17 protein-coding genes are annotated in these 19541 nt (G+C 64.4%); 8 read left to right on the top strand and 9 right to left on the bottom strand.

Features of this window, described 5'->3' with window-relative positions:
- Positions 1–81: 81 nt before the first annotated feature.
- A complete protein-coding gene (locus AB0F17_RS13025; RefSeq protein ID WP_358020931.1) occupies positions 82–1632 on the top strand; it encodes an alpha/beta fold hydrolase in 1551 nt (516 codons plus the stop codon).
- Positions 1633–1681: 49 nt separating this feature from the next.
- Here the strand turns inward: AB0F17_RS13025 and AB0F17_RS13020 are convergent, their stop codons facing one another.
- Positions 1682–2359, bottom strand: coding sequence for a DNA alkylation repair protein (locus AB0F17_RS13020; protein ID WP_358020928.1), 678 nt, complete (start codon positions 2357–2359; stop codon positions 1682–1684).
- A 250-nt stretch (positions 2360–2609) separates the two neighbouring features.
- Here AB0F17_RS13020 and AB0F17_RS13015 point away from each other — a divergent pair, with 250 nt between their 5' ends.
- From AB0F17_RS13015 to AB0F17_RS13005, 3 genes are all read left to right on the top strand, one after another.
- A complete protein-coding gene (locus tag AB0F17_RS13015) occupies positions 2610–2960 on the top strand; it encodes a hypothetical protein (protein ID WP_358020925.1) in 351 nt (116 codons plus the stop codon).
- On the top strand, positions 2950–4926 hold the full coding sequence (locus AB0F17_RS13010; protein ID WP_358020922.1) for a PQQ-binding-like beta-propeller repeat protein: 1977 nt from the start codon (positions 2950–2952) through the stop codon (positions 4924–4926). Before AB0F17_RS13015 ends, AB0F17_RS13010 begins: the two co-directional genes overlap by 11 nt.
- 143 nt (positions 4927–5069) lie before the next feature.
- Positions 5070–5867 carry a hypothetical protein gene (locus AB0F17_RS13005; protein ID WP_358020919.1) on the top strand — a complete coding sequence of 266 codons (798 nt, stop codon included), beginning with the start codon at positions 5070–5072 and terminating at the stop codon, positions 5865–5867.
- Positions 5868–5968: 101 nt separating this feature from the next.
- On the opposite strand, the gene AB0F17_RS13000 is transcribed toward AB0F17_RS13005, so the two are convergent.
- On the bottom strand, positions 5969–9136 hold the full coding sequence (locus AB0F17_RS13000) for an NACHT domain-containing protein (RefSeq protein ID WP_358020916.1): 3168 nt from the start codon (positions 9134–9136) through the stop codon (positions 5969–5971).
- Positions 9137–9413: 277 nt separating this feature from the next.
- On the opposite strand from AB0F17_RS13000, the gene AB0F17_RS12995 reads away from it, so the two are divergent.
- Complete coding sequence (locus AB0F17_RS12995) at positions 9414–9671, top strand: hypothetical protein (protein WP_358020913.1); 258 nt, start codon at positions 9414–9416, stop codon at positions 9669–9671.
- 116 nt (positions 9672–9787) lie between these two features.
- Here AB0F17_RS12995 and AB0F17_RS12990 read toward each other — a convergent pair whose 3' ends face one another.
- The 4 genes from AB0F17_RS12990 to AB0F17_RS12975 all read right to left on the bottom strand — a co-directional run bounded on the left by AB0F17_RS12990 (position 9788) and on the right by AB0F17_RS12975 (position 14251).
- Positions 9788–11023 (bottom strand): hypothetical protein, encoded by a 1236-nt coding sequence (locus AB0F17_RS12990; protein ID WP_358020910.1) that lies wholly within the window; start codon positions 11021–11023, stop codon positions 9788–9790.
- 95 nt (positions 11024–11118) lie between these two features.
- Complete coding sequence (locus AB0F17_RS12985; protein ID WP_358020908.1) at positions 11119–11937, bottom strand: RDD family protein; 819 nt, start codon at positions 11935–11937, stop codon at positions 11119–11121.
- Positions 11938–12396: 459 nt separating this feature from the next.
- On the bottom strand, positions 12397–12999 hold the full coding sequence (locus AB0F17_RS12980; RefSeq protein ID WP_358020906.1) for an RloB family protein: 603 nt from the start codon (positions 12997–12999) through the stop codon (positions 12397–12399).
- Complete coding sequence (locus AB0F17_RS12975; RefSeq protein ID WP_358020904.1) at positions 12980–14251, bottom strand: ATP-binding protein; 1272 nt, start codon at positions 14249–14251, stop codon at positions 12980–12982. The genes AB0F17_RS12980 and AB0F17_RS12975 overlap by 20 nt, the downstream gene beginning before the upstream one ends.
- Positions 14252–14585: 334 nt before the next feature.
- On the opposite strand from AB0F17_RS12975, the gene AB0F17_RS12970 reads away from it, so the two are divergent.
- Positions 14586–14912, top strand: coding sequence for a hypothetical protein (locus AB0F17_RS12970; RefSeq protein WP_358020901.1), 327 nt, complete (start codon positions 14586–14588; stop codon positions 14910–14912).
- 17 nt (positions 14913–14929) lie between these two features.
- Positions 14930–15388 (top strand): NUDIX domain-containing protein, encoded by a 459-nt coding sequence (locus AB0F17_RS12965; RefSeq protein WP_358020898.1) that lies wholly within the window; start codon positions 14930–14932, stop codon positions 15386–15388.
- A gap of 192 nt (positions 15389–15580) precedes the next feature.
- Here AB0F17_RS12965 and AB0F17_RS12960 read toward each other — a convergent pair whose 3' ends face one another.
- Positions 15581–16564, bottom strand: coding sequence for a 2-dehydropantoate 2-reductase (locus tag AB0F17_RS12960; RefSeq protein ID WP_358020895.1), 984 nt, complete (start codon positions 16562–16564; stop codon positions 15581–15583).
- A 161-nt stretch (positions 16565–16725) separates the two neighbouring features.
- Here AB0F17_RS12960 and AB0F17_RS12955 point away from each other — a divergent pair, with 161 nt between their 5' ends.
- Positions 16726–17340: an ABATE domain-containing protein gene (locus AB0F17_RS12955; RefSeq protein WP_358020892.1), complete on the top strand. Its 615-nt coding sequence runs from the start codon at positions 16726–16728 to the stop codon at positions 17338–17340.
- Positions 17341–17512: 172 nt separating this feature from the next.
- Here AB0F17_RS12955 and AB0F17_RS12950 read toward each other — a convergent pair whose 3' ends face one another.
- Both AB0F17_RS12950 and AB0F17_RS12945 read right to left on the bottom strand, forming a co-directional pair.
- Positions 17513–17806, bottom strand: coding sequence for a hypothetical protein (locus tag AB0F17_RS12950; RefSeq protein WP_358020889.1), 294 nt, complete (start codon positions 17804–17806; stop codon positions 17513–17515).
- 765 nt (positions 17807–18571) lie between these two features.
- Positions 18572–19090, bottom strand: coding sequence for a hypothetical protein (locus AB0F17_RS12945; RefSeq protein ID WP_358020886.1), 519 nt, complete (start codon positions 19088–19090; stop codon positions 18572–18574).
- Positions 19091–19541 lie beyond the last annotated feature (451 nt).

Here is a 19541-nt window from a genome sequence, read left to right as displayed (position 1 = left end):
AAGTCCCGCACAAGCCATGATCAAGACTGGCCGCACGCTCGTAAAACGGGGGGCGTGCAGGCCGACCAAGATTGGAGCAACGTGCGAAGAAGGACAAATCTGCTCGCAGCCGCATTTTTGGCACTGGCGGCGGTCTTACCTGTTCCTGCGGCGTCCGCGGCGACCGAGCCGGAAGCCGGCACCACCACGGCCACCCGGCAGAGCAGCATCACCTGGGCGCCCTGCGAGGAGGAACCCAGTGCCGAGTGCGGCAAGCTGACCGTCCCCATCGACTGGTCCAAGCCGAACGGCGAGACCATCGACCTGGCCATCGCCCGGCGCAAGGCCACCGACCCGACAGCTCGGGTCGGCTCCCTGGTGATCAACCCCGGCGGCCCGGGCGGGTCGGGCGTCGAGGCCGTGTACGGCGCCCCCGGCTCCTACACCGAAGAGCTGCAGAAGCGCTTCGACATCGTCGGCTTCGACCCCCGGGGCGTGGGCCGCAGCCACCCGGTGATCTGCTCGGCCTCGGTGTACAACCAGATGCCGCACACCGTCATGTCGAGCCAGGCCGACTACAACGCCTGGGACGCCTTCACCAAGAAGCTGCACCGGGACTGCCGGGCACGCACCGGCCCCCTGTACGACCACGTCGACTCACGCAACGTCGCACGCGACATGGACGCCCTCCGCTCCGCCCTCGGCGAGGAGAAGCTGACCTACTACGGCATCTCCTACGGGACGCTGATGGGCCAGATGTACGCCGAGATGTTCCCGAAGCGGATCCGGGCCCTCGCGCTCGACAGCAACATGGACCACAGTCTCGGCGTCGCGGGCTTCCTCAGCACCGAGGCGATCGCCATCGAGGACTCCTTCGACGAGTTCGTGGGATGGTGCGAGGCCGACACCAGCTGCATCCTGCACGGGCGTGACGTCCGTCAGATGTGGAAGGATCTGCTGGCCAAGGCCCGGCGCGGCGAGCTGTACTACCCGACCGCCCCGGACCGCCCGATGACCGAGCTACAGGTCATCTACAACGCCGCGCTCGGCACCGAGGGGCCCGACTGGCGCCTGCTGAGCGAGGTCATCAACTGGCTGAGCGGCGGCCCAGAGCCGTCCTGGGTCCCGCCCCTGCCGGGCCGGGGGCCCGTGGAGGGCGACACCGCCGAACTGCCCACCCGGATCCTCTGCCAGGACTACAACCTGCGGGTGCGGAACTACGCCGAATACGCCTTCTACATGGGCGTTTCCCAGCGTTTGGCGCCCGACGTGCGCTACCACCCGTACCCGATCGACGACATGCCCATCTGCCTCAACTCCACCACGACCAACCCACCGCACCCGCTGAAGTACACAGGCGACGCACCGATCCTGCTGGGAAACTCGCTGCATGATCCGGCCACGCCGTACATGTGGTCCGCCAACGCGGCGCGGCAACTCGGTCCGAAGGCTGTGCTGCTCACCTACGAGGGCTGGGGACACCGCATCTACGGCAAGGACAAGTGCCAGACCGACATCATCGACCAGTACCTGATCGCTCTGACCATGCCTCCGCCCGGCACCCGCTGCGCCGTGGGCACACCCGAGGAGAACGTGCTCAAGCAGCAGCCGTTGCCGCAGAAGACGTGGCCAACGGGCAAGCAGCACTGGTAGGTAACCACAGCCGCCGGACCACGGCACACACCGCGGTCCGGCGGTCTTCTCACACAGCTGGGACCTCTTGACGGCGCACCATCTCGGCGATCCAGACGGGCGCGAACGGAGACGTGCAGTTCGGCGGAGTCGGGTAATCCTTGAGCACTTCCAGACGCTCGCCGATGTCGATCGCGCGGGCGCGGTGCTCGGCGTGCTGAATCCCGATCTGCGCCAGGCAGTGGTTCATCGCCCACTGCAGACGATCCGGGGCGTCCTTCATCTCCGCCTCGATGACATCGAGCAGCCCCGCGAGGTCGAGGCCCTCGGGCTTCTTCGCCACCCGCTCGGTGGTCAGCGCCCAGCCGGCACTCACGACCACTGGATCCGGGTCCGTACACCAGGCGAGACGCAGCTCTTCGGAGTACGGGTTCTTCTTCACCACGTAGTTCACGAGCCAGTCGTGCACCTTGGGGGCGCGCGTCTCGCGCAGCATGGTGTCCAGCTCGTCGCGCTCGAATGCCCTCGGACGGCAGATCAGGATCGACAGGAGCCTCGCCCCGGTGTCATCCGTCTCCCAGAGCTCGCGCGCGAGATCCTGCTGCGTCTTGAGCTGCTTCGCGAGCACGCGTAGCTTGCCGAGATTCACACCGTGATCGTCACCGTGCTTCTCATTCACCTCGCGCACCCTCGGGTCCTCAAGCACGGCCAACTCAGCCATGACCTGCGCCACCATCGTCTCGGTCACTTCAGCCTCCTGTCCGTCGCGCACGAAACCTAGCCCACGACTGACGGTGATCGGTACGCCTTGGCGCCTTGTCCTTTTCGCCGGGTTCGATGCCCGACGTCGGGACGTTGGCATTCGGCGTCCTTAGCGAAGGCGTTGCGTCCATTGACGGTCTGCTGTCAGTTGGTCACGCTTTGATGCAATCCGCAGTGAAGGGCTCACTCCCCATGCTTTGCTGGGAGTCATAGTCCCATCGGTATAGAGGTGACTGATGCAGGCACAGATCCAGCTCACAGGTGGCGATGAGATAGCGGAGTTCACCGGGCTGTGGCAATGGTTGACCAGTGAGCGGGCGCTGACCGGGACGGTGAGGGTCGTGCGGAGGCCGGCGGCGGAGGACGAGCTGGGCGGGGCCTTGGACACGCTCGTCTTGGCACTCAGCTCAGCAGGCGCGGTCGCGGCCCTGTCACGGGCGCTGACCGTCTGGCTGGCCACCCGCCGGGCGGACGTCACCATCACCGTCAAAGCCTCCGGCGAAGTGAAACTGGACGCCCGGCGGATCAAAGACCAGGACATCGCGCCCCTGCTGCGCCAAGTACTGCGAGCGCCCGATGAGTCCTGAGACGCCCCGCTCGCCTGACTACCCCCGCTCCCAGGCAATCCTGATCGGTGTCTCGGCTTATGACGACAAGGCGTTCCGGCCCTTACCCGCTGCCGCCAACAGCCTTGAAGGACTGCACCAAGTCCTGACAGACCCCGCCCTGTGTGGCTGGCCGGCGGAGCAGATCACCCTCATCCCCAACCCTGCCGACGTGGCCGGCCTGGTGCGGACCTTGCGGCGTCTGGCCCGTGACACCACCGATGTGCTGCTGGTGTACTTCGTCGGACACGGGATCATCCTGCAGAACGGGCATCTGTGCCTGCCCCTGACCGGCACCGACGAGGGCGATCCCGACGTCACCGGCCTGGAGTACGAACGCCTGCGTCAAGCGCTGCTGGACAGCCCCGCACGGGTCAAAGTGGTGATCCTGGACTGCTGCTACTCCGGCCGTGCCGTCCAGGCGCTGTCCGCCGAGGGCGTCGCCGACAGCGCGGGCATCCGTGGCGCCTACACGCTAACCGCCAGCGACCACACCGCTCATGTTCCCCCGCCGGGCCGGCAGGCCAACGCCTGCACGTCCTTCACCGGCGAACTTCTGGACCTGGTCCGCACCGGCCTGCCCGGCGGGCCGAAGTGGCTCACCTTGGACCTGCTCTACCCGCATCTGCGCCACCGTCTCCACAGCCGGGGCCTGCCTGAGCCCAACCAGCGTGGCACCGACACCGCCGGCCGACTTGTCTTCACCCGCAACCCGGCTTCCCAAAGCCAGGCGTCCTCTTCAAGTTCTTCAAGGGCGACCCGGCCCGCCGATCCACCCCCGAGTGAGTCCAGTCGTACCGCCATTACGTCACGGGCCCGGACCGGACGGAGAACCGCGGCGACCGCCACCGCGGCCTTTGCCGTCATCACCGCCGGCCTGCTGCTGTGGTGGCTACTGGCTTCACGAGGGCCGCAAACGGCCGCCTCCGTCGTCGGCACGCCTTCTGCACCTGGCGCTTCCACCGCACCGATCCGCGCGAACGGCTGGACCTACACCACCGGCGAATTCATCATCTCCAGCCCGGCAGCGGCCGACGGAATCGTGTACATCGGCAGCAGCGACCACAAGGTGTACGCATTGGACGCGGCCACCGGCCGGGTGGGCTGGACCTACACCACCGGCGGCAACGTCTACTCCGGTCCGGCGGTGGCCGACGGAATGGTGTACGTCGGCAGTCGCGACAAGAAAGTGCACGCGCTGGACGCGGCCACCGGCCGCGCGCGCTGGACCCATGCGACCAAGGGCGAAGTCAACTCCAATCCGGCGGTGGCCGACGGAATGGTGTACGTCGGCAGTCGCGACGGCAAGGTGTATGCCCTGGACGCGGCGACCGGCCGCGCGCGCTGGACCCGCCCCACCGGCGGCGCCATCCTCTCCAGCCCGGCAGTGGCCAAGGGAGTGGTGTACATCGGCAGCGACGACGACAAGGTGTACGCACTGGACGCGGCCACCGGCCGGGTGCGCTGGACCCGCCCCACTGGCGGCGCCGTCGACTCCGGCCCGGCGGTGGCCGATGGAGTGGTGTACATCGGCAGCGGCGATGGCAAGGTGTACTCCCTGGACGCGGCCACTGGCCAGGTGCGCTGGACTTACCCCACCGGCGGCGCCGTCCTCTCCAGCCCGGCAGTGGCCAAGGGAGTGGTGTACGTCGGTGGCACCGATGGCAAGGTGTACGCACTGGACGCGGCCACTGGCCGGGTGCGCTGGACTTACTCCACCGGAGACAAGATCGACGCCCGTCCGGCGGTGGCCGACGGCGTGGTGTACATCGGCGGCTTCGATGACAAGATGCATGCGCTGGACGCGACCACCGGCCGGGAGCGCTGGAGCCACACCACCCTCGGCGACATCAGCTGGTCCAGTCCCGTGGTGGTCGATGGGCTTGTGTACTTCGGCAGCACCGATGGCAAGGTGTACGCACTGGACGCTGCGACGGGCCGCCTCTGACCCCTGCAGTCAGGACACCTGTTAGCAGGTGCCGACCTCGACCGCCTGGCAGCCCTCTAGCCCCTCCTAGGTCCAGCCATCGATCAAGATGTGATTCTGATGAGATCCGCCGCTGCGAAGATCCCCATGTGATGAGGCGACGAATGGCGGCGGTTCTCTTGATGGCCGCATCCACGGTGACCGCAGGTCCGGCTGTGCGGGCCGATGCCGTCGTAGATCCGGCCGGCGCCATTCAGCGCCAGCTCGTCCCGCGCCACGGGGTGAAGATCGTCCAGCATTCTCGGATGTACTCGTTCGGCGGATGGTCTGCCGTCAAGCCGGTGCGCGGTGTCGTGGGGTTCGGCAAGGGCAAGATCGTGGCGACGGACCTGAAGAATCCCAATCTGGCACTTGCTGGCACCCGCAACATCTGCATCGGTAAGCGCGGCTACGAGTCGTATGTCAAGCCCAACACCGACGATCCGCTGCCGCCGGGCAAGACCTGGGTGACCTACGACTGGCCGCCGTGCCGGCTCTTCCTGAAGTCCGGCCATGTCAGCCTCAGCGACCCGGCCACACTCAGAGCCGTGCTTGCCACCACCACGCGTAAGCGGCCCGCCGGGGTCTACGACGGTGTGCGCACCTCCCTCTACGAGGGTGCCATCACCTTCGCTCAGCTCTACAAGGCGAACCCGGACATGCGCATCGGCTTCCGCAGCAGGCCCACCGGCAAGTACGCCACCTGGAAGGTGTCCTGGCGGTTGTGGATCGGCCGCGACCAGCTCGTTCGCAGAGCATGGAGCTCATGGCGCGAACCGAACGACAGCCGCGACAGGTCCGCCGGTGACGACCCCTACTACCCCTGTGTGGAAGACCTCCGGTTGTCGAACTGGGGGATGAAGGTAGACATCCAGCCGCCGCCCGCGGACGAGACGGTGGCGGTGGAGGAATTGGACGACTGACCCAACCTGCCCAGAAAGCTGGCCGACCACTTCCGCGTTCTTCTCGGCAGGTCTGGCCAACCAGTGGCGATGCGTGCGCGGGCGGAGCTCGAGCCCTTCGGTCAAGATGTCGGGCTCTCCTGGACGGTCCCATCGGGTGAGATGCGGATCTTCGCTCGCCTGCTCACCTTCTCAAGGGCGACAAGGGCGGCTTCTGTGTTCCACAGGAGGTTGGGGTCCGCCGCTATCTCCGATAGCTGAGTCAGCGTGGCAACATCACCGGCGCGATCTCCAACCGTGTCAAGCAGGCGAGCGAGATCGCCTGCCGCGCCAACCGGCAGGGAGAAGCCGCGTAGACGGCTGAGCATGTGGGCCGCCAAATCCGCTGGAAAGGCTTCTCGCAGGCTTCGGAGTGGGGCGTCGACACCTACCGCGTGCGACATGGGGTCAAGGCGCTGGATGAGGTCTAGCAGCCGATATGTGATCTCCTGCGGCGCCACCTTCGCCAGCGCAAGGACGAGTTGGTATGCCTTGAAGGAGATCCTGGGATTGCGGCTCGTTGGAGGTTCGGTCACGATCGCGATGTCGAAGCAAGCGAGGAGTGTCGAAGGAATCGTTGAATCCGTGGAATTGCTCAGCGCGCCGAGGACGCGTTCAAGCGGATTAGCATAGATCTTTATGTAGCGGTATCGCGACTCGGGGTGCCTGGTCCTGGCGCCCAGGTCAAGGGAATCTTCCCTGATCGCGGCCAGTAACATCGGCACGCATTCCTCGTATCCCTGAACGGTCAGTGTAGCTGCAATACCCATCCGCATCATGGGGTGGAGAGCTCTATTGTCCAGCAGGTCCAGTAGAGCCGTGCGGGTGTCGAACTTGTCGAGCGCCTCTGTGAGCGGCCAGCGGACGACCCATGGAAGGCTCTCGTCGCCAAGGAGCTCCAGAATCGGCTGCACCATCTCAGGGGTGCGGGCATTGGCGAGTTCTCTGCCGAGTTCGTCAAGATGGTAAGGATTCGTCCGAGCGTCCGTCAGGTGGTCGAGGAGGCGCCGCCACAGTCCGTCACTGGTGAGTTCGCACAATTCGTGGACGATGTTATATTCGTCATTTGTATGACCTGTAGTCAGTAGCGCCCACAGCTCGTCGACCTGAATTTCCCCGAGCTGGACGAGAGCCTTCCTACAGGGCACCAGGAGATCGTCGGCGCGGGAATCCTCTATCGCAATGTCAAGTAACATGCGAAGGGCCGGCACCGCCGCTGTGGCTCCTTCCGTGCCCGCAGACTCGATGAGCTCGCCCAGCGCCTCCCCGACATCTGGGTGAGCAAAGTAGGGTGCGAGCCGCTGAAGCCATTCAGGCGCAAGTGGAGCGAGGAGTTCAGCGTCAGGATCCGACCCGGCAGGAAGCCCCATGCGATCGAGTACCTCCGCGAAGGCAACGAGCTCGCCCGGCACAGGAACGGTCAACTTCGCCACGAAATTGCGTTTGTCGAGCCCGAGCCCAGTGACGAGCAGATCACGGCGGTCTGGTGGGATGTCCTCCGGTTTGAGCTCGACCTCCCGGCAAATCTCCGCGAGCAACTCTCCCGCTCTTCTATACACGAAGGCGTGCGGAGACCTCAGCATCACCGCTTTCACCTCGTCTATGACTTGTCCACGCAGCCATCCGGCCTTAACCCTGGGCACACCGATCAGGCAGCGGGCCGTCAGAAAGAGATCACTGTGAAACATGTCGTCGCTGACTGCAAGTGGCTCGCCAGGCGAGGGTGCCTCGGTGCGGCACAGCAATGCGAGAAGCAGCGGAGTCGCATCATGCAGGCGGCCGGCCAGGAGCAGAATAACCTCCTCCCACCATGGATCGTGACTGGCCACACTGATCACATCGATGGCGGGCTGCCCGATCCTGGTCGCCACTTCGGCCGCGAAGTACTCCTGCAAAGTCAGGTGGAGAAAGCCGTATATCTCGTGCGCCTGCTCTTTCAACAGGCCGTACTGCTCGGTTATCTCTGCCAGTATGTGAGGTGCGTCGGCGGCATCGATGGCGATTGTCGGGAGAAATTCCGCGATCATGAGCAGCAGCTCGTCTTTGGGAAAGTAGGCCAAGCCCTGGCGGTGGAAGTGCCAGGCGATCTCTTCCAAGAGGTCGCGTTTCCGATCGCTGGTGAAGCGAGCGAAGCGCTTGATGTCCCGGTGCGCGTCCCATTCGGTGAGCAGCACGCTGATGGTGCGCTTGTACAGCTCGGATCGGCGTTCGGGAAGTTCGAGGTCACTCTCGTAGACAATTGCGATCAGCGAGAGGAGCAGTGGGTTACTGCTCAAAGTATGAATCCGATTGCTACGAGCCAGCGCCTCGGTCAGACCGTTGACCCGCGATAGATCTGACCCAAACCAGTGAGTGATGAACTGCTTGATCTGGTCATCGTCGAAGTCGAGCACCTCCAGTGTCCTGAAGGCCGGCAGTTGCCCGCGCCAGCCTGCCCTGCGGCAGGTCACTGCGATCCGCGCGTTGGGATAGCGCGCAGCCAAGCGGTCGATCTCCTGGAGGACCCGCTGGTAGATCTGGTCGGCGGCGTCCCTGCTTTCTCCGCCCAGCACCTCGTCCAGACCGTCCAGGAGCAACACCCCTTCCCCCGTGGTCAACACGTGGTCGGCAAGAGTGGCTGCGTCCGGTTCCCCGTACCGATCGGCCCACGCACGCTCTACGTAACCGAGAAGATCGGGCACCTCCATGCGCACGAAGCGCCTTAACTCGACGAAGACCGGCAGACACGCCTTACCGGATAGTTGCCCCCGCGCCGCTTGAAGCGCGAGATAGCGCAGCATGGTCGTCTTGCCTGCGCCTGGATCGCCAAGAACCACGATCCGGCGGAACTTCGCCAGCGCCTCTTCGGGAGTGAGCGGTTCGGCCTCCTTCTCCTCCTGCCTGGTGCGGGTGAGCCGATGGAGGTCAATGAAATCCTTGCCCCGAAGGTCCCGAATCTCCTCTTGCTGCACGTAACGCAGTGGCATCTGGTTGTGTATCCGGAGCTGGACATAGAGCTTGTCCAGGTCGAGCGGCTTGGCCCGATTCAGCAGAGACACATGCCGTAGGTCGTCGGCCAGCCGATCGACGAGGCGTGCGCGCTGCTTGCCAAGAACCTTCTCCTCGGTTCTGGTCCGTGATTGAGCAGCGACCGCTGCTTGGCTCTTCCCAAGAACCATATGGCGATGAGTCTTGCGCCACTGTACGTAGCCGAAGACCGCTGTGATCAGCACGCCAAGCAGCCCAATCAGGGCAACAATGATCTCAGTCATGGAAGCCTCGCCAGGGTGGGGATACCAGAATTCTCCCATCCTGGATGGGTGTGCGTCTGTCACGTCGATGGATAAGCACGAGCTCTCTTGATAGAGAAACTCGCCGGTGTGTGCTCGTCACCGTCGTTCTGGAGAACACCCAGCTGCGAGCCGGCGGCCACGTCGACTACGAGATCCAGGCACGGTGTGAATATCAGCCGATGCCAAACCGTCAAACATCAACTGAAGGTTGACACCAGGCTCGACACCAGATCATGCCCATCTGAGCTGGGCTTTCATGCACGTAGCCGCTCCTCAGGCGCAGCTTGAGTCGGTGCTGTGGGAACCGAGCCTTCCACGCGCGCACCGGGTACGGGTGCGCGAGCACACGTGCATCGGTCAGAACCCGCAATTCGAGCTGTGTACGGCGGGCGGCCTGTGGTTCGTGCGGCGCACCTCGGTCGGCGCTTCGACCGGCATCGTCGAGAGTGCATGGGTGTCCGCCTCGGCTGCCAACGAGCTATGGGGACGCCTCCTGAGCGGTCAAGTCCGGTGACTTCATCGGGAAGGGCCTTCGAGCTGGAGCCACCTTCGGGATTCGAACCCAAGACTCTTAAGTACGGGTAAGCACGTCGTCGATGGTGAGCCGGGGGATCCGGCCGCCACGGGCCGTCAACCGCCTGGCTTGGTCAACTCCACGCCGTCGAACCGGAACACCGTGACCCGGCCGGGGTAATCGCCGACCGCCAGAAGCCGGCCGTCGGCGGAGAAACCAACCGCCTGGTACCAGGCCGACGACTCACCGGGTACAGCGAAGTGCGGCTCCAGCGGCTGTCCCGTCGCGACGTCGTGGACGATGACCGGGCCACCCTGGCGGGCGCCGGCGAGCAGGGTCCCGTCGGGTGACAGCGCGAAGTCCGCCAACCGCTCGTACCCATCCCGCTTGCCCTCGATCGCCCAGCACAGGGCACCGGATTCCACCGAGACGCCGAAGCACCCTGACGTCGCGCCGCTCGCGACGAGGATCTGCTCGGCCCCGTCGAACGCCAGTTTGTCGAACCGGCGGCTGATCCCCTGGAATCCCGCTGGGAAGGGGAACGGGGCGGCGAGCACTCGGCGACCAGCGTCAACATCCCAGATCTCGAGGTCGTACTCCGTATCGCGGTTGTCCGGGTCGTGGGTGAGGCCGACGAGCCGGCCCGACGGCGACAGTGCGGCGGTGGTCTGGAAGCGCTTGCCCGCCGGAAGATCGAGGCACGAACCGCCGTCCGGACCCAGCACTCGCAGCGCATGATCGTTGTCAACCACCAGCATCCGCTGGCGGGCGGTGTCCCACCCTGGTCGGGTGTAGGGCAGGCGCTGGACATGACCGGTGGCGAGCGCCACCGTGTAGCTCGCCTCCGCCATGCTGCTCGTGTTGCGGACGGTGAACGTCAGGTGCGATCCGTCCGGTTCGAACGCCATGGTGTGGATCAGTGAGTACTGATACGCATCGGTGTACATCACCTGGCGGGCACCGGTCCGCAGGTCCACTGTCTGCACATCGGCGCCGGCCTGACCGGTCTGGCCGGGGATGCCGCGAGCGACCGCGACGGTGTGGCCGTCCGGGTGCAGGGCGATCGCCACGACGCCGTTCGTCGCCCGCGTCGCGCACTGGACGACGACGTCGCCCGGTTCGGTTGCGGCGACGTCTCGGAGCAGGGCGTACCCGTCGCGCATCTTCTCGGCGACGACCTTCTCCAGGGCCTCGCGCGCCGCGCGCCCGTGCTCGAACGACTTCGTGCGTCCCTGAGGCTTCCCGGTACCGGCCCACCAATTCCGGTGCAGCTCAACCCCGTCGATCCGGAGTTCCAGGTACTTGGGCTTCGAGGTACCGGGATGGGTCAGGAGAATCTGGTCACGATCCACACGCGGCATCGTAGAGGTCTCCAGCGTCGGGCCGCCGACGATCATGCTAAGTACCGCTCGTCGGCGACGGGGGCGCTCCCAGAAGAAAAGCCCTTCTACGTCTGAGGCTGGGCGTTCTTCGCCCGGTCGCGTACCACCGCGGCGCCCAGCCAGCGGTCATGAATAACACGGCCCTCTGGATCGATGAGCATCCACAACCCGTCCGCGAAAAGGCACAGCAGCCCTACCTCGGGGACGAAAACGAGGAGAGGGAAAGCCAGCGTGCGAAGAGCCGCCCTGCCCGCGCCCAACCGTCCGCCCGTCCCTGCGGCGACGACACGCACGCCCAGGAGCCTCTTGCCCAACGTCCGCCCCCACAGGGCGTGCGACACCCAGAAGTAAAGGAACAGCCCGGACGGGATGGCCAGGTCAGCGGGCCTCACGCTGCTCTGCAACACGCCGACATGCTCCAGAAGTCCGGCCCCCACGTGAGACCCGGGGCCGATGCCGACCACAGCCCAGAGCGGCCCCACGACGACGCCCAGGACCCCAGCTACGATCAGGTAGTCGACCAGAGCCGCCGCCGCTCGGCGCCATGCCATCCCGGTCTCTGACGGGACCGGTTCTTCTCCGCTGGAAGGACGTATCGCCCACGACGCTGCGAGCACCAGCACCGCAGCCATCAGCAGACACAGTTGGGTGGTCCCCCACGCGCCGGCCACAACCCTGAACCAAGTAGTGCTGAGGAGCGGGAGCATCTCGCCGCAGGACACCGACTCGCTGTACGGCGAGACGAGAGGTCCGGTCACTGACATCAGGACGAGGAGTCCCGCCACCCGCCGGGCTGTTACCCCACTATCCCTGCGGGCGAGACACGCGAGGAGGCCGAGGAGGACCACGAGAGCCGGAAGCGCCCCCTCTGCAGTGATCTCCATGACCGCATCGAGATCACGGCGCAGAGGGGCAAGCGGGGACAGTGTCGGTCCGCCGCTGAATTGGCACACGTACCCATAAATTCGGTCGGGCTCCTCATGGGTCCGGGCGAACTCCTCACTGGCGAGTCGTTCGCGCCACAGCTCCCATGTTGGGAAGGCGGCGGCGACCACAGCCGCCGTCCATGCCGGCAGCGCCAACCACGATAATCGGGAAACCTGCGGCAAGATGAGCCTTTCGCCTTGGGGTAACGCCCTACCGATGGCTCCTCCAGCGAAACGGCAGAGATGCTCTCGAATGAGAGCACGCCACGGGGCGTCCGACGCTAACGCTCGGGCGTCCTTTGTGATCGCTCCCTGGCGAAAGTTAATCTACAGGAGTCCCGTTTGTCTCTTCAACCTCTTGACGCCTAGCCCAGCGATTTAACACAACGGCGTTGATCTTGTCCAGGGAACATCGGATCATGCTTTTGGTCGAATGGCCAGAACTAGTTGCCAAGCATTAGTTGAAGGGTTCCTTAGAAAGTCTTCTCCGGTCGGATCGAGCTGGCGAGCCCTAAGGCAGGCCGCATCCAACCCATGGAGGAAATCGGAAAATCGAGTATTCCCTTCGCTCCAGCCTGGTGCCACAGATCTCAGCCTGCGCTTCGCCTCGTTCGCCGACAGAAACGATCGGGTGCAGTCTGTGTGATGCATGATCAACCAGACCTCGAAACATGGGGTCGACAGGCAAAGGTCAATCGAACCACGTTTTGCCTCACTTATCAGCGCAGACGTAAGACCCTCATCCAACTCCGTGTCCAACACGCACCAGACGGCATCGTACTCGTCCGATCGTCTGGCGACAGCCTCACGGATTATGGAAAGATGATCGACCTTGGGGGCGTCAACATCAATATGAGGACCCTGTCGCGACCGCATCCCTACGAAGTAATCCTTTTCAGTCTTTCCTTCGCAGAGGATTAGGAAGCTCGCACGCTCTTTCCGCGTCCCCTTCTTCTTGTGCTCAAGATCGGTATCTGTCCGAATGCCTCCCTTTCCTTTCTTAGGTGTTCGAGGGGACATCGTCCGCCTCTCGACGTTCAGCTAGTGCGGTAGCGAAGAGTTCATCACTGACGATCGGAACGGCACCGTAGCGACCAGCCAGGTATCGGCGTTCACGGTTGTCTTCACGACGCGGCTTGAAGTCCGAAAGCGAAAACAGCTCGGTAACGCCACATTCATTCTTTTCGGTGAACCAGACGTGGTCGCGTTGTAGCACTTCTTCTCCTTGGATCCGTCCGAGGAGAGTAGCGTCATGGCTGCTAAAAATCAGCTGAGCACCGTGCACGTTAACATCTTGATCGCGGAACAATCTTACAAGCTGGGCCGTCAAGTAAGGATGCAGGCTTGAATCCAGCTCGTCAACGATGAGCACCGATCCGGTGTCCAGCGATCCGAAAGCACCGAGCCCAAGATCATACAGCGTCTGCGTCCCCAAAGACTGGTCTCTCAGATTTAGCGGAAACGTGCCGCTTTCACCTCGATGCCTGAAGAGTACATCCTTGCGCCGTGTAGGCGAATGGCCGCCAGGCCCCTTAATGAGCGCGGACCTTTGGGCCAGCTCTGCATCACTCTCCTCCACGATCTCCGCAGATTCGATACCGGTATCTGCGGCCTGAAGTAGAGATGTCATTCTTTCCAGATAGCCGAAACGCTCCAGAGATTCGACAAGTGCGCTCAGGCGCGAAAATCGAAGAATTTGGGGGTTGCGATAAATTATCTCGGAAAACCAATCATAGACCGGCCGAACCAAATCCTGCTTTGAGCGTGCCGCGACGGAGAGAAACAGCACGTTCGACTCCGTGATCGCCGCCACCTGGTGCATAGAAGCAGGAGATTGGTCGCCGATTGAATAATCGTCGCCACGTCTATGAAAGATCTCCCTCTTCTTCTTTTTTGGATAGCTGAACATCCACTCTTCGACCACTTGTGAGTCGTCAACCGCGAAGCCGTATGTGTATCGAATCCCTTCAAGGACAATATCAGCAACATACGTGGATGGTTCATCGCGCATGGCTGGATCCAATGCGAATGAATGGCGCGAAACCCCAGTCCCAGGCTCGCTCTCTCGAAGGGAACCGCGCACCATGTTGCGCATATATGCCAAAGCATCCAGAACATTGGACTTGCCGGAAGCATTGGCGCCGAAAAGCGCCGCGACAGGGACCGCTTCCCAACCGCCTCCAAGATCATCTTCCCCATATGTTGGGGTTAGTAGTAGTTGTTGCTCGTCACGAAGCGAGCGGTGATTGCTGACGCGGAAACTCAGCAGCATTACCCGGCTGCCCTCCTCATCGCGGGGCGCATAGCCCCTCTCGTGCGGAAGAACCGCACGCCATGATGGGAGCAACTCTACGTGACCAGGTGGCTTGGTGTCTCGTTGGGTCCTGCATGTGTGGCTCGACCAGCCGCCGAAACTGCGATGCAGATGCCCATTCCATCCGAATACGTAGACAAGATGTTCAAAGAGAGATCAGTCCAAGGATCACCTTGGCGGAGATGGCGGAAGGCCCACAGCGACTCACTTATGGCTAGGTCTTGGTTCGAGATCTCATACCCTGCCGCCAGGTGCACCCCATGGTGGCCGCGAACACGATCGCCGCACGAGGATGCCGTCACCTTCGCGCAACTCCACAAGGCTCGACTATGTCGGCCACCTCAACGCGCCCGCCCGTCGGCCGGACTTGGCCGTCATCGTCACGGCCGCGCCTCATCTGCTGGAGGCGCACCTGGCCGAGCGTGGTTCACATTCCCGGTTCGAGCACGCGGGCTCCAGCGCCCCGGAGGTGCAGTTGCACGACGAACTGGCCGCCGTACTCCTCGACGACGGCTTCCCCATCTTCCGAGTGGACACCAGTGAGTTTTCGCCGCAAGCCGCCGTTCACGCCATCATCTGTCACGCCAGCGCGCTACTGTCACGCGTCCAAGCCGCGTAGCCGACAGCAGGAGTGCCATGAAGCCGCGGTATCAGGTGACCATCGACGTTCACGTGATCCTCGAACGCGCCGACGGCGTCCTGCTGTGCCTGCGCGAGGGCACCGGATACCGCGACGGCTGGTACTGCCTGCCTTCCGGCCACCTCGAAGAGGGCGAAACCGTGATCGACTGCGCCATCCGGGAAGCCCGCGAGGAGGTCGGCGTCACCATCGACCCGCACGACCTGCGCCCTGCCACTGTCGTCCACCACTTGTCTCCCGAAGGACGTCCCCGGATCGGTGTTTTCTTCGCCACCTCGCGGTGGTACAGCGAGCCGGTGAACGCCGAACCAGGCAAATGCGCCGAACTCACATGGGCGCCACTTCGAGAGTTGCCGGACAACACCGTGCCGTACACCGCCGCAGGGATCGACCTGTACCTCGGCGGGATCGGCGTGGGTGTGCACGGCTGGCCCGAGGTCGCGGTCACCTCCTGACGGCCTCCAGGTGGTCACGTTCCGCCGTCGATCACGATCGCGCCGGTGCGTCGATCGCGACGAGCCCTCACCAGCACACTGCCGTACCGGAACGGCTCAGATTTCACCGTACGGCGCTGGGGGGCTTATCCGACGCCTTCCCACCCAGCGGTGCGCGGTGATCGGCGCCGACGTGGCGGCGACAGCCCTGTCTCAAGCCGGGCTGGGCTGGCAGACAGCTGGGGTCAGGGCATCTCGGCCTTGGCTGACCTGCGGCGCGGAGGTGACCCGCTGCTGGTGGACTCTCAGGTTCAGGGTGGCCAGGTCGAGGAGGGGGGTGTTCACGCCCAGCGCCCGTGCTCGCGCGGTCAGGTCGCCGAGGATGTGTTCGACTTCGGTGGGACGGCCGGCGGCCAGGTCGCGGTAGATCGACGCGGTGTCCGGCGATCCCTGCTCGGTCACGACCGCCGAGGTGGCGTCCAGTTGGGGGGCCGGGACCGGGTGTCCTGCCGCAGCCGAGACCGCGGCCGCTTCGGCGAGAATGGCCGGGCCGAGCCGCTCACCGCCGGGAACGGCCACGACATCGCCGACCGCGCCGCGCATCAAGGAGGTCAGCGCGCCGAGGGTGCTGATGAACACCCATTTGTGCCACATCGCCGTGATGATGTCGGGAGAGACGCTCAGGTCGAACCCGGCGCCGGTCAGCGTCTGCTCGATCGCGCCCAGGCGAGGTGAGGAGCGGCCGTCCTGCTCGCCGACCATGATTGCGGCGAGTGGGGCGAGTTGGACGATGTCGCCCGCGTCGTCGAGCATGGTAATGGCCTTCACGACGCCGCCGAGTACGGCGGGGGCGCCGAAGCGGGCGTTCAGGACGTCCATGTGCGCGATCCCGTTGAGGAAAGGCACCACGGCGGTGTGCGGGCCGACCGCCGGAGCGGCGTCGCCGAGTGCGGACGGCAGGAAATCGGCCTTCACCGAGACGAGCATGAGGTCGTAGGGTTCGGCGATCTCGCGCGCGGTCACGAGCTTGGGAACGAGCACGTCATCGGCGTCCAGACCGGTCAGACGCAGTCCGCGCTCGCGCAGGAGCTCGGCGCGGCGCGGGCGAACGAGGAAGGTGACGTCCCGCCCGGCCTGGGCGAGGCGGAGACCAAAGAACCCTCCGGTGGCCCCGGCTCCAACGACGAGAATCTTCATGACTGATGGGTCTCCTCTGGTCTGTGGTGGTTCGGGGCGGAATCCTGGCGAAGCGACGGCGGCGGCACCTTCTGGCTGCGGCCACCCCTTCGATGACACCGGTTGATATAGTGTCATCATGTGACACCGCATCAACTGGTGTCAATTGCTAAGATCGATGCATGACCCCGCCCCTTTCCAGGGATGCCGCCGACCCAGAGATGTCGTTTCCGTTCATCGGGGGGCGCCCGTGCCTGAATTTCGTCGCCACTCTTGGTAAGCGCCGCACTTCTCCCATCGAGCGGCTGCCCGACCCGGCCGCCCTGGCTCGCTGGATCAGTCAGGCGCAGCTGTGTGCAGGCGAGGACGACATGCGCGTCGCCGCGCACGACCTGACCGTCGCGCGCGCCTTGCGTGAGGCGCTCTATCGGCTCCTGCTGGCCACGATGGGCGAACATGCCCCGGATCCGGCTGATGTTCAACGGGTCAATGAAGCGGCTGCCCGTCCCGATCTCGCCCCCCAGCTGGCCCTGCCTGGCACCCAAGGGGACGAACCCCAGACCATCCTGCGCTGGCATGCCGCGCATCCCGTGCGCGCCGCGCTGGCCGGCGTGGCGCGCGACGCGGTGCTGCTGGTCGGTAGCCCGCTTCTGGCCAGGGTCAAGGAATGCGAGAACCCTGGGTGCACGCTGCTGTTCCTCGACGACTCCCAGGCGCGCCGGCGCCGGTGGTGTTCCATGGAGCGCTGCGGGAACCTCGCGAAAATCGCCGGCTATCGCTCCCGCGCGCGCGGCTGATCCCGCGCGACGTCGCGCCGCCGTTCGCTACCCCAGCGGAGAACCAACGACAGTTGAATGCGCGAGCCCGTACACCGGTCCGGGACCCCATCACGCCGTCTGACCTGCGCGAACGGTCGGCGGAAGTCCGCGAACGTCCGCGGTCGTACGCACCGATCGTCACCCCTGTCAGTCATTCACCGCGGCGCCGATTGATGGGCTTGAGCTCAGCCAGAGCATCGGCGAACTCCTGCCGCGTGATCTCGAACGGCGCGAACTCCTCCAGATCGAGATCCGCGTAAGTCAGCCCCCCGAACTCGTCCTCATCATGCTGTTCGTCGTACGCGAGGACCACTCCGTTGGCGTACATTTCGACCTGCTGACGCGCGGTTCCGGTGTCGTCGATGGACAGGTAGTAGATCGACGTCCCCCAACTGGCGTACTCGTCTCCACGGTCCTCATCCCACGGCCGGCGGAAGTGTCTCATCCCGGCATCCTCAGGCGGCAACCTTCAGTCTTTCAATTGCTAATACCAGACACCCAGCCTCAGGAGAGGCGCGGCGCCGATCATCCCGATCACGGACGGCCTGCACCGAAGCACGTGATCGTCACCGCACCAGTTAATCAACACCTGGATTATTGGAGCAGTGGATATCCAGCCGGTTCACATGGCATGAGCTGGGCGGACGCGTCCTGCCCTCCGGCTGAGAGCGGCTTCAGATACTAGCCCCGCTCGTAGAGCAGTTCTGGCAGGACCCGAAGTCGTCGACGCTCGCGGAGATCACCTCGGCTCCCACATCGAAGGCGCCGGAACAGGCGACAACAACCGAGCGGCCGTCGACGAGAGTGCTATTCCGTCTCGTCGTTGAGACCTTCGAAGACATCGAACACGCCGAGATCCACCCGGACACCATCGGCTTCTACGAACCCTGGGACGGCTCCTACGACGCCTGATCCCCAAGTAGGAAGGCAGCTCATCCGCAGAGCAGGCGGTTGTCGCGGGCTGGCGACATGTGATCGTCTAAGGCGTTGTCGCCGTACACCGCTCGTCGAACGCCCTCGGGCTGTAGGGCCCACGATCGGTCGTGACACCATGATCGGAGGAGTCCGCTTGACGAGCACGAACAGCACGACGCGAGTCCGCTCCAGGACGTCACCTACGGCGAGCGCCGACGTCAGCGATCGTCACGGCCTCCACGCCGCTTCTGCATGCCACCCAACAAGGAAGTACAGATCACGGGAACGTTGTCCCTTACCCGTCGACGCACCGGTAGCCGTCGGCATCCCAGCAGTCGTCGGCCGCCGAGGCCAAGATCTTCACGTTATGGGCTCCCTCGACGGCCAGGTCGACGACCCGCTCCCCGAACTTCTTGGTCACGTCGTATGCGTCGCACCCAGCAGCGCAGTCCCGGGTGTGCTCGGAGGTCGGCCTGCTGCTCCACCCCGCCTTCACGAAGGCGGCCACGACGTTCTTCGGCTTCACATTCTCAATGGAGACATACACAGACGACCCGTACGTGGAGGAATCGCAGTCGCTCTGGTCCTCCATGGACCCGACCAGCCCCGCCTGGGAGAGAACGGGGCTCAAAGCCTTCCGGACAAGGGCGTTCTCATAATCCGCCCGTTTCTGACACAACTGCCCACCGGCGGCCACTTCCAAGAGTCCGCATCCTGAGGAGAAGACGACGGTCAGGACGATGAGGACCAGGACCGGCCAGCGGTTTCTCATCTTCGCCCGCGCCGGATGCGACTTGATCGCTGCGCCAGTCAACCACGGACCCCCAATTGCCACATGCTCCCGCGAGCAGGGCCACGGTGGCCTCTAGCTAGAGAAGCACATCCTTATGATCGAATAGCGGGCGCACTGTAGAGATTTGGTGCAGAAATAGGCTTTCAAGCCTTGCTATCTCGGCACGTCCAGCTGGCACTGTGACCTGCCTACGTCGAGCTGGTGAGTTTCCTGCCGACAGTTCTGCCTCGTTCGATGTGCGGCGGGGTAGCCAAGCTGGACCGGCCCGGAGAGGCCGCACGCCTGCCCGGACCGCCCGGCCGCCCGCCACCCAACAAGCGGCGACTTGAAGACATGGAGAAAACTCTCACCCGGCTTCGAAGCTCCGCGTGTCCTGTTGTCGACGACGGGTGAAAACTGACCCCGTGGCGACGGCTGAAAACTGACCCCCTTCAGTCACTCTGGAGGGTGATCAAGGTGGAGGACTGGGCGG

It is taken from the genome of Nonomuraea sp. NPDC026600 (assembly GCF_040638335.1).
Lineage (GTDB): Bacteria > Actinomycetota > Actinomycetes > Streptosporangiales > Streptosporangiaceae > Nonomuraea.
Note: the sequence above shows the minus strand (reverse complement) of the source record. Positions and strands in the feature narration are given on the sequence as shown.

Coding starts and splice junctions, on each gene's coding strand:
- AB0F17_RS12985 (WP_358020908.1), bottom strand. CDS start 11,937: ATGGAGATCACTGCAGAGGGGGCGCTTCCGGCTCTCGTGGTCCTCCTC.
- AB0F17_RS12970 (WP_358020901.1), top strand. CDS start 14,586: ATGCCGTCACCTTCGCGCAACTCCACAAGGCTCGACTATGTCGGCCAC.
- AB0F17_RS13010 (WP_358020922.1), top strand. CDS start 2,950: ATGAGTCCTGAGACGCCCCGCTCGCCTGACTACCCCCGCTCCCAGGCA.
- AB0F17_RS12960 (WP_358020895.1), bottom strand. CDS start 16,564: ATGAAGATTCTCGTCGTTGGAGCCGGGGCCACCGGAGGGTTCTTTGGT.
- AB0F17_RS13005 (WP_358020919.1), top strand. CDS start 5,070: ATGGCGGCGGTTCTCTTGATGGCCGCATCCACGGTGACCGCAGGTCCG.
- AB0F17_RS13000 (WP_358020916.1), bottom strand. CDS start 9,136: ATGACTGAGATCATTGTTGCCCTGATTGGGCTGCTTGGCGTGCTGATC.
- AB0F17_RS12980 (WP_358020906.1), bottom strand. CDS start 12,999: ATGTCCCCTCGAACACCTAAGAAAGGAAAGGGAGGCATTCGGACAGAT.
- AB0F17_RS12975 (WP_358020904.1), bottom strand. CDS start 14,251: ATGCTGCTGAGTTTCCGCGTCAGCAATCACCGCTCGCTTCGTGACGAG.
- AB0F17_RS12995 (WP_358020913.1), top strand. CDS start 9,414: ATGCACGTAGCCGCTCCTCAGGCGCAGCTTGAGTCGGTGCTGTGGGAA.
- AB0F17_RS12955 (WP_358020892.1), top strand. CDS start 16,726: ATGACCCCGCCCCTTTCCAGGGATGCCGCCGACCCAGAGATGTCGTTT.
- AB0F17_RS13015 (WP_358020925.1), top strand. CDS start 2,610: ATGCAGGCACAGATCCAGCTCACAGGTGGCGATGAGATAGCGGAGTTC.
- AB0F17_RS12950 (WP_358020889.1), bottom strand. CDS start 17,806: ATGAGACACTTCCGCCGGCCGTGGGATGAGGACCGTGGAGACGAGTAC.
- AB0F17_RS12965 (WP_358020898.1), top strand. CDS start 14,930: ATGAAGCCGCGGTATCAGGTGACCATCGACGTTCACGTGATCCTCGAA.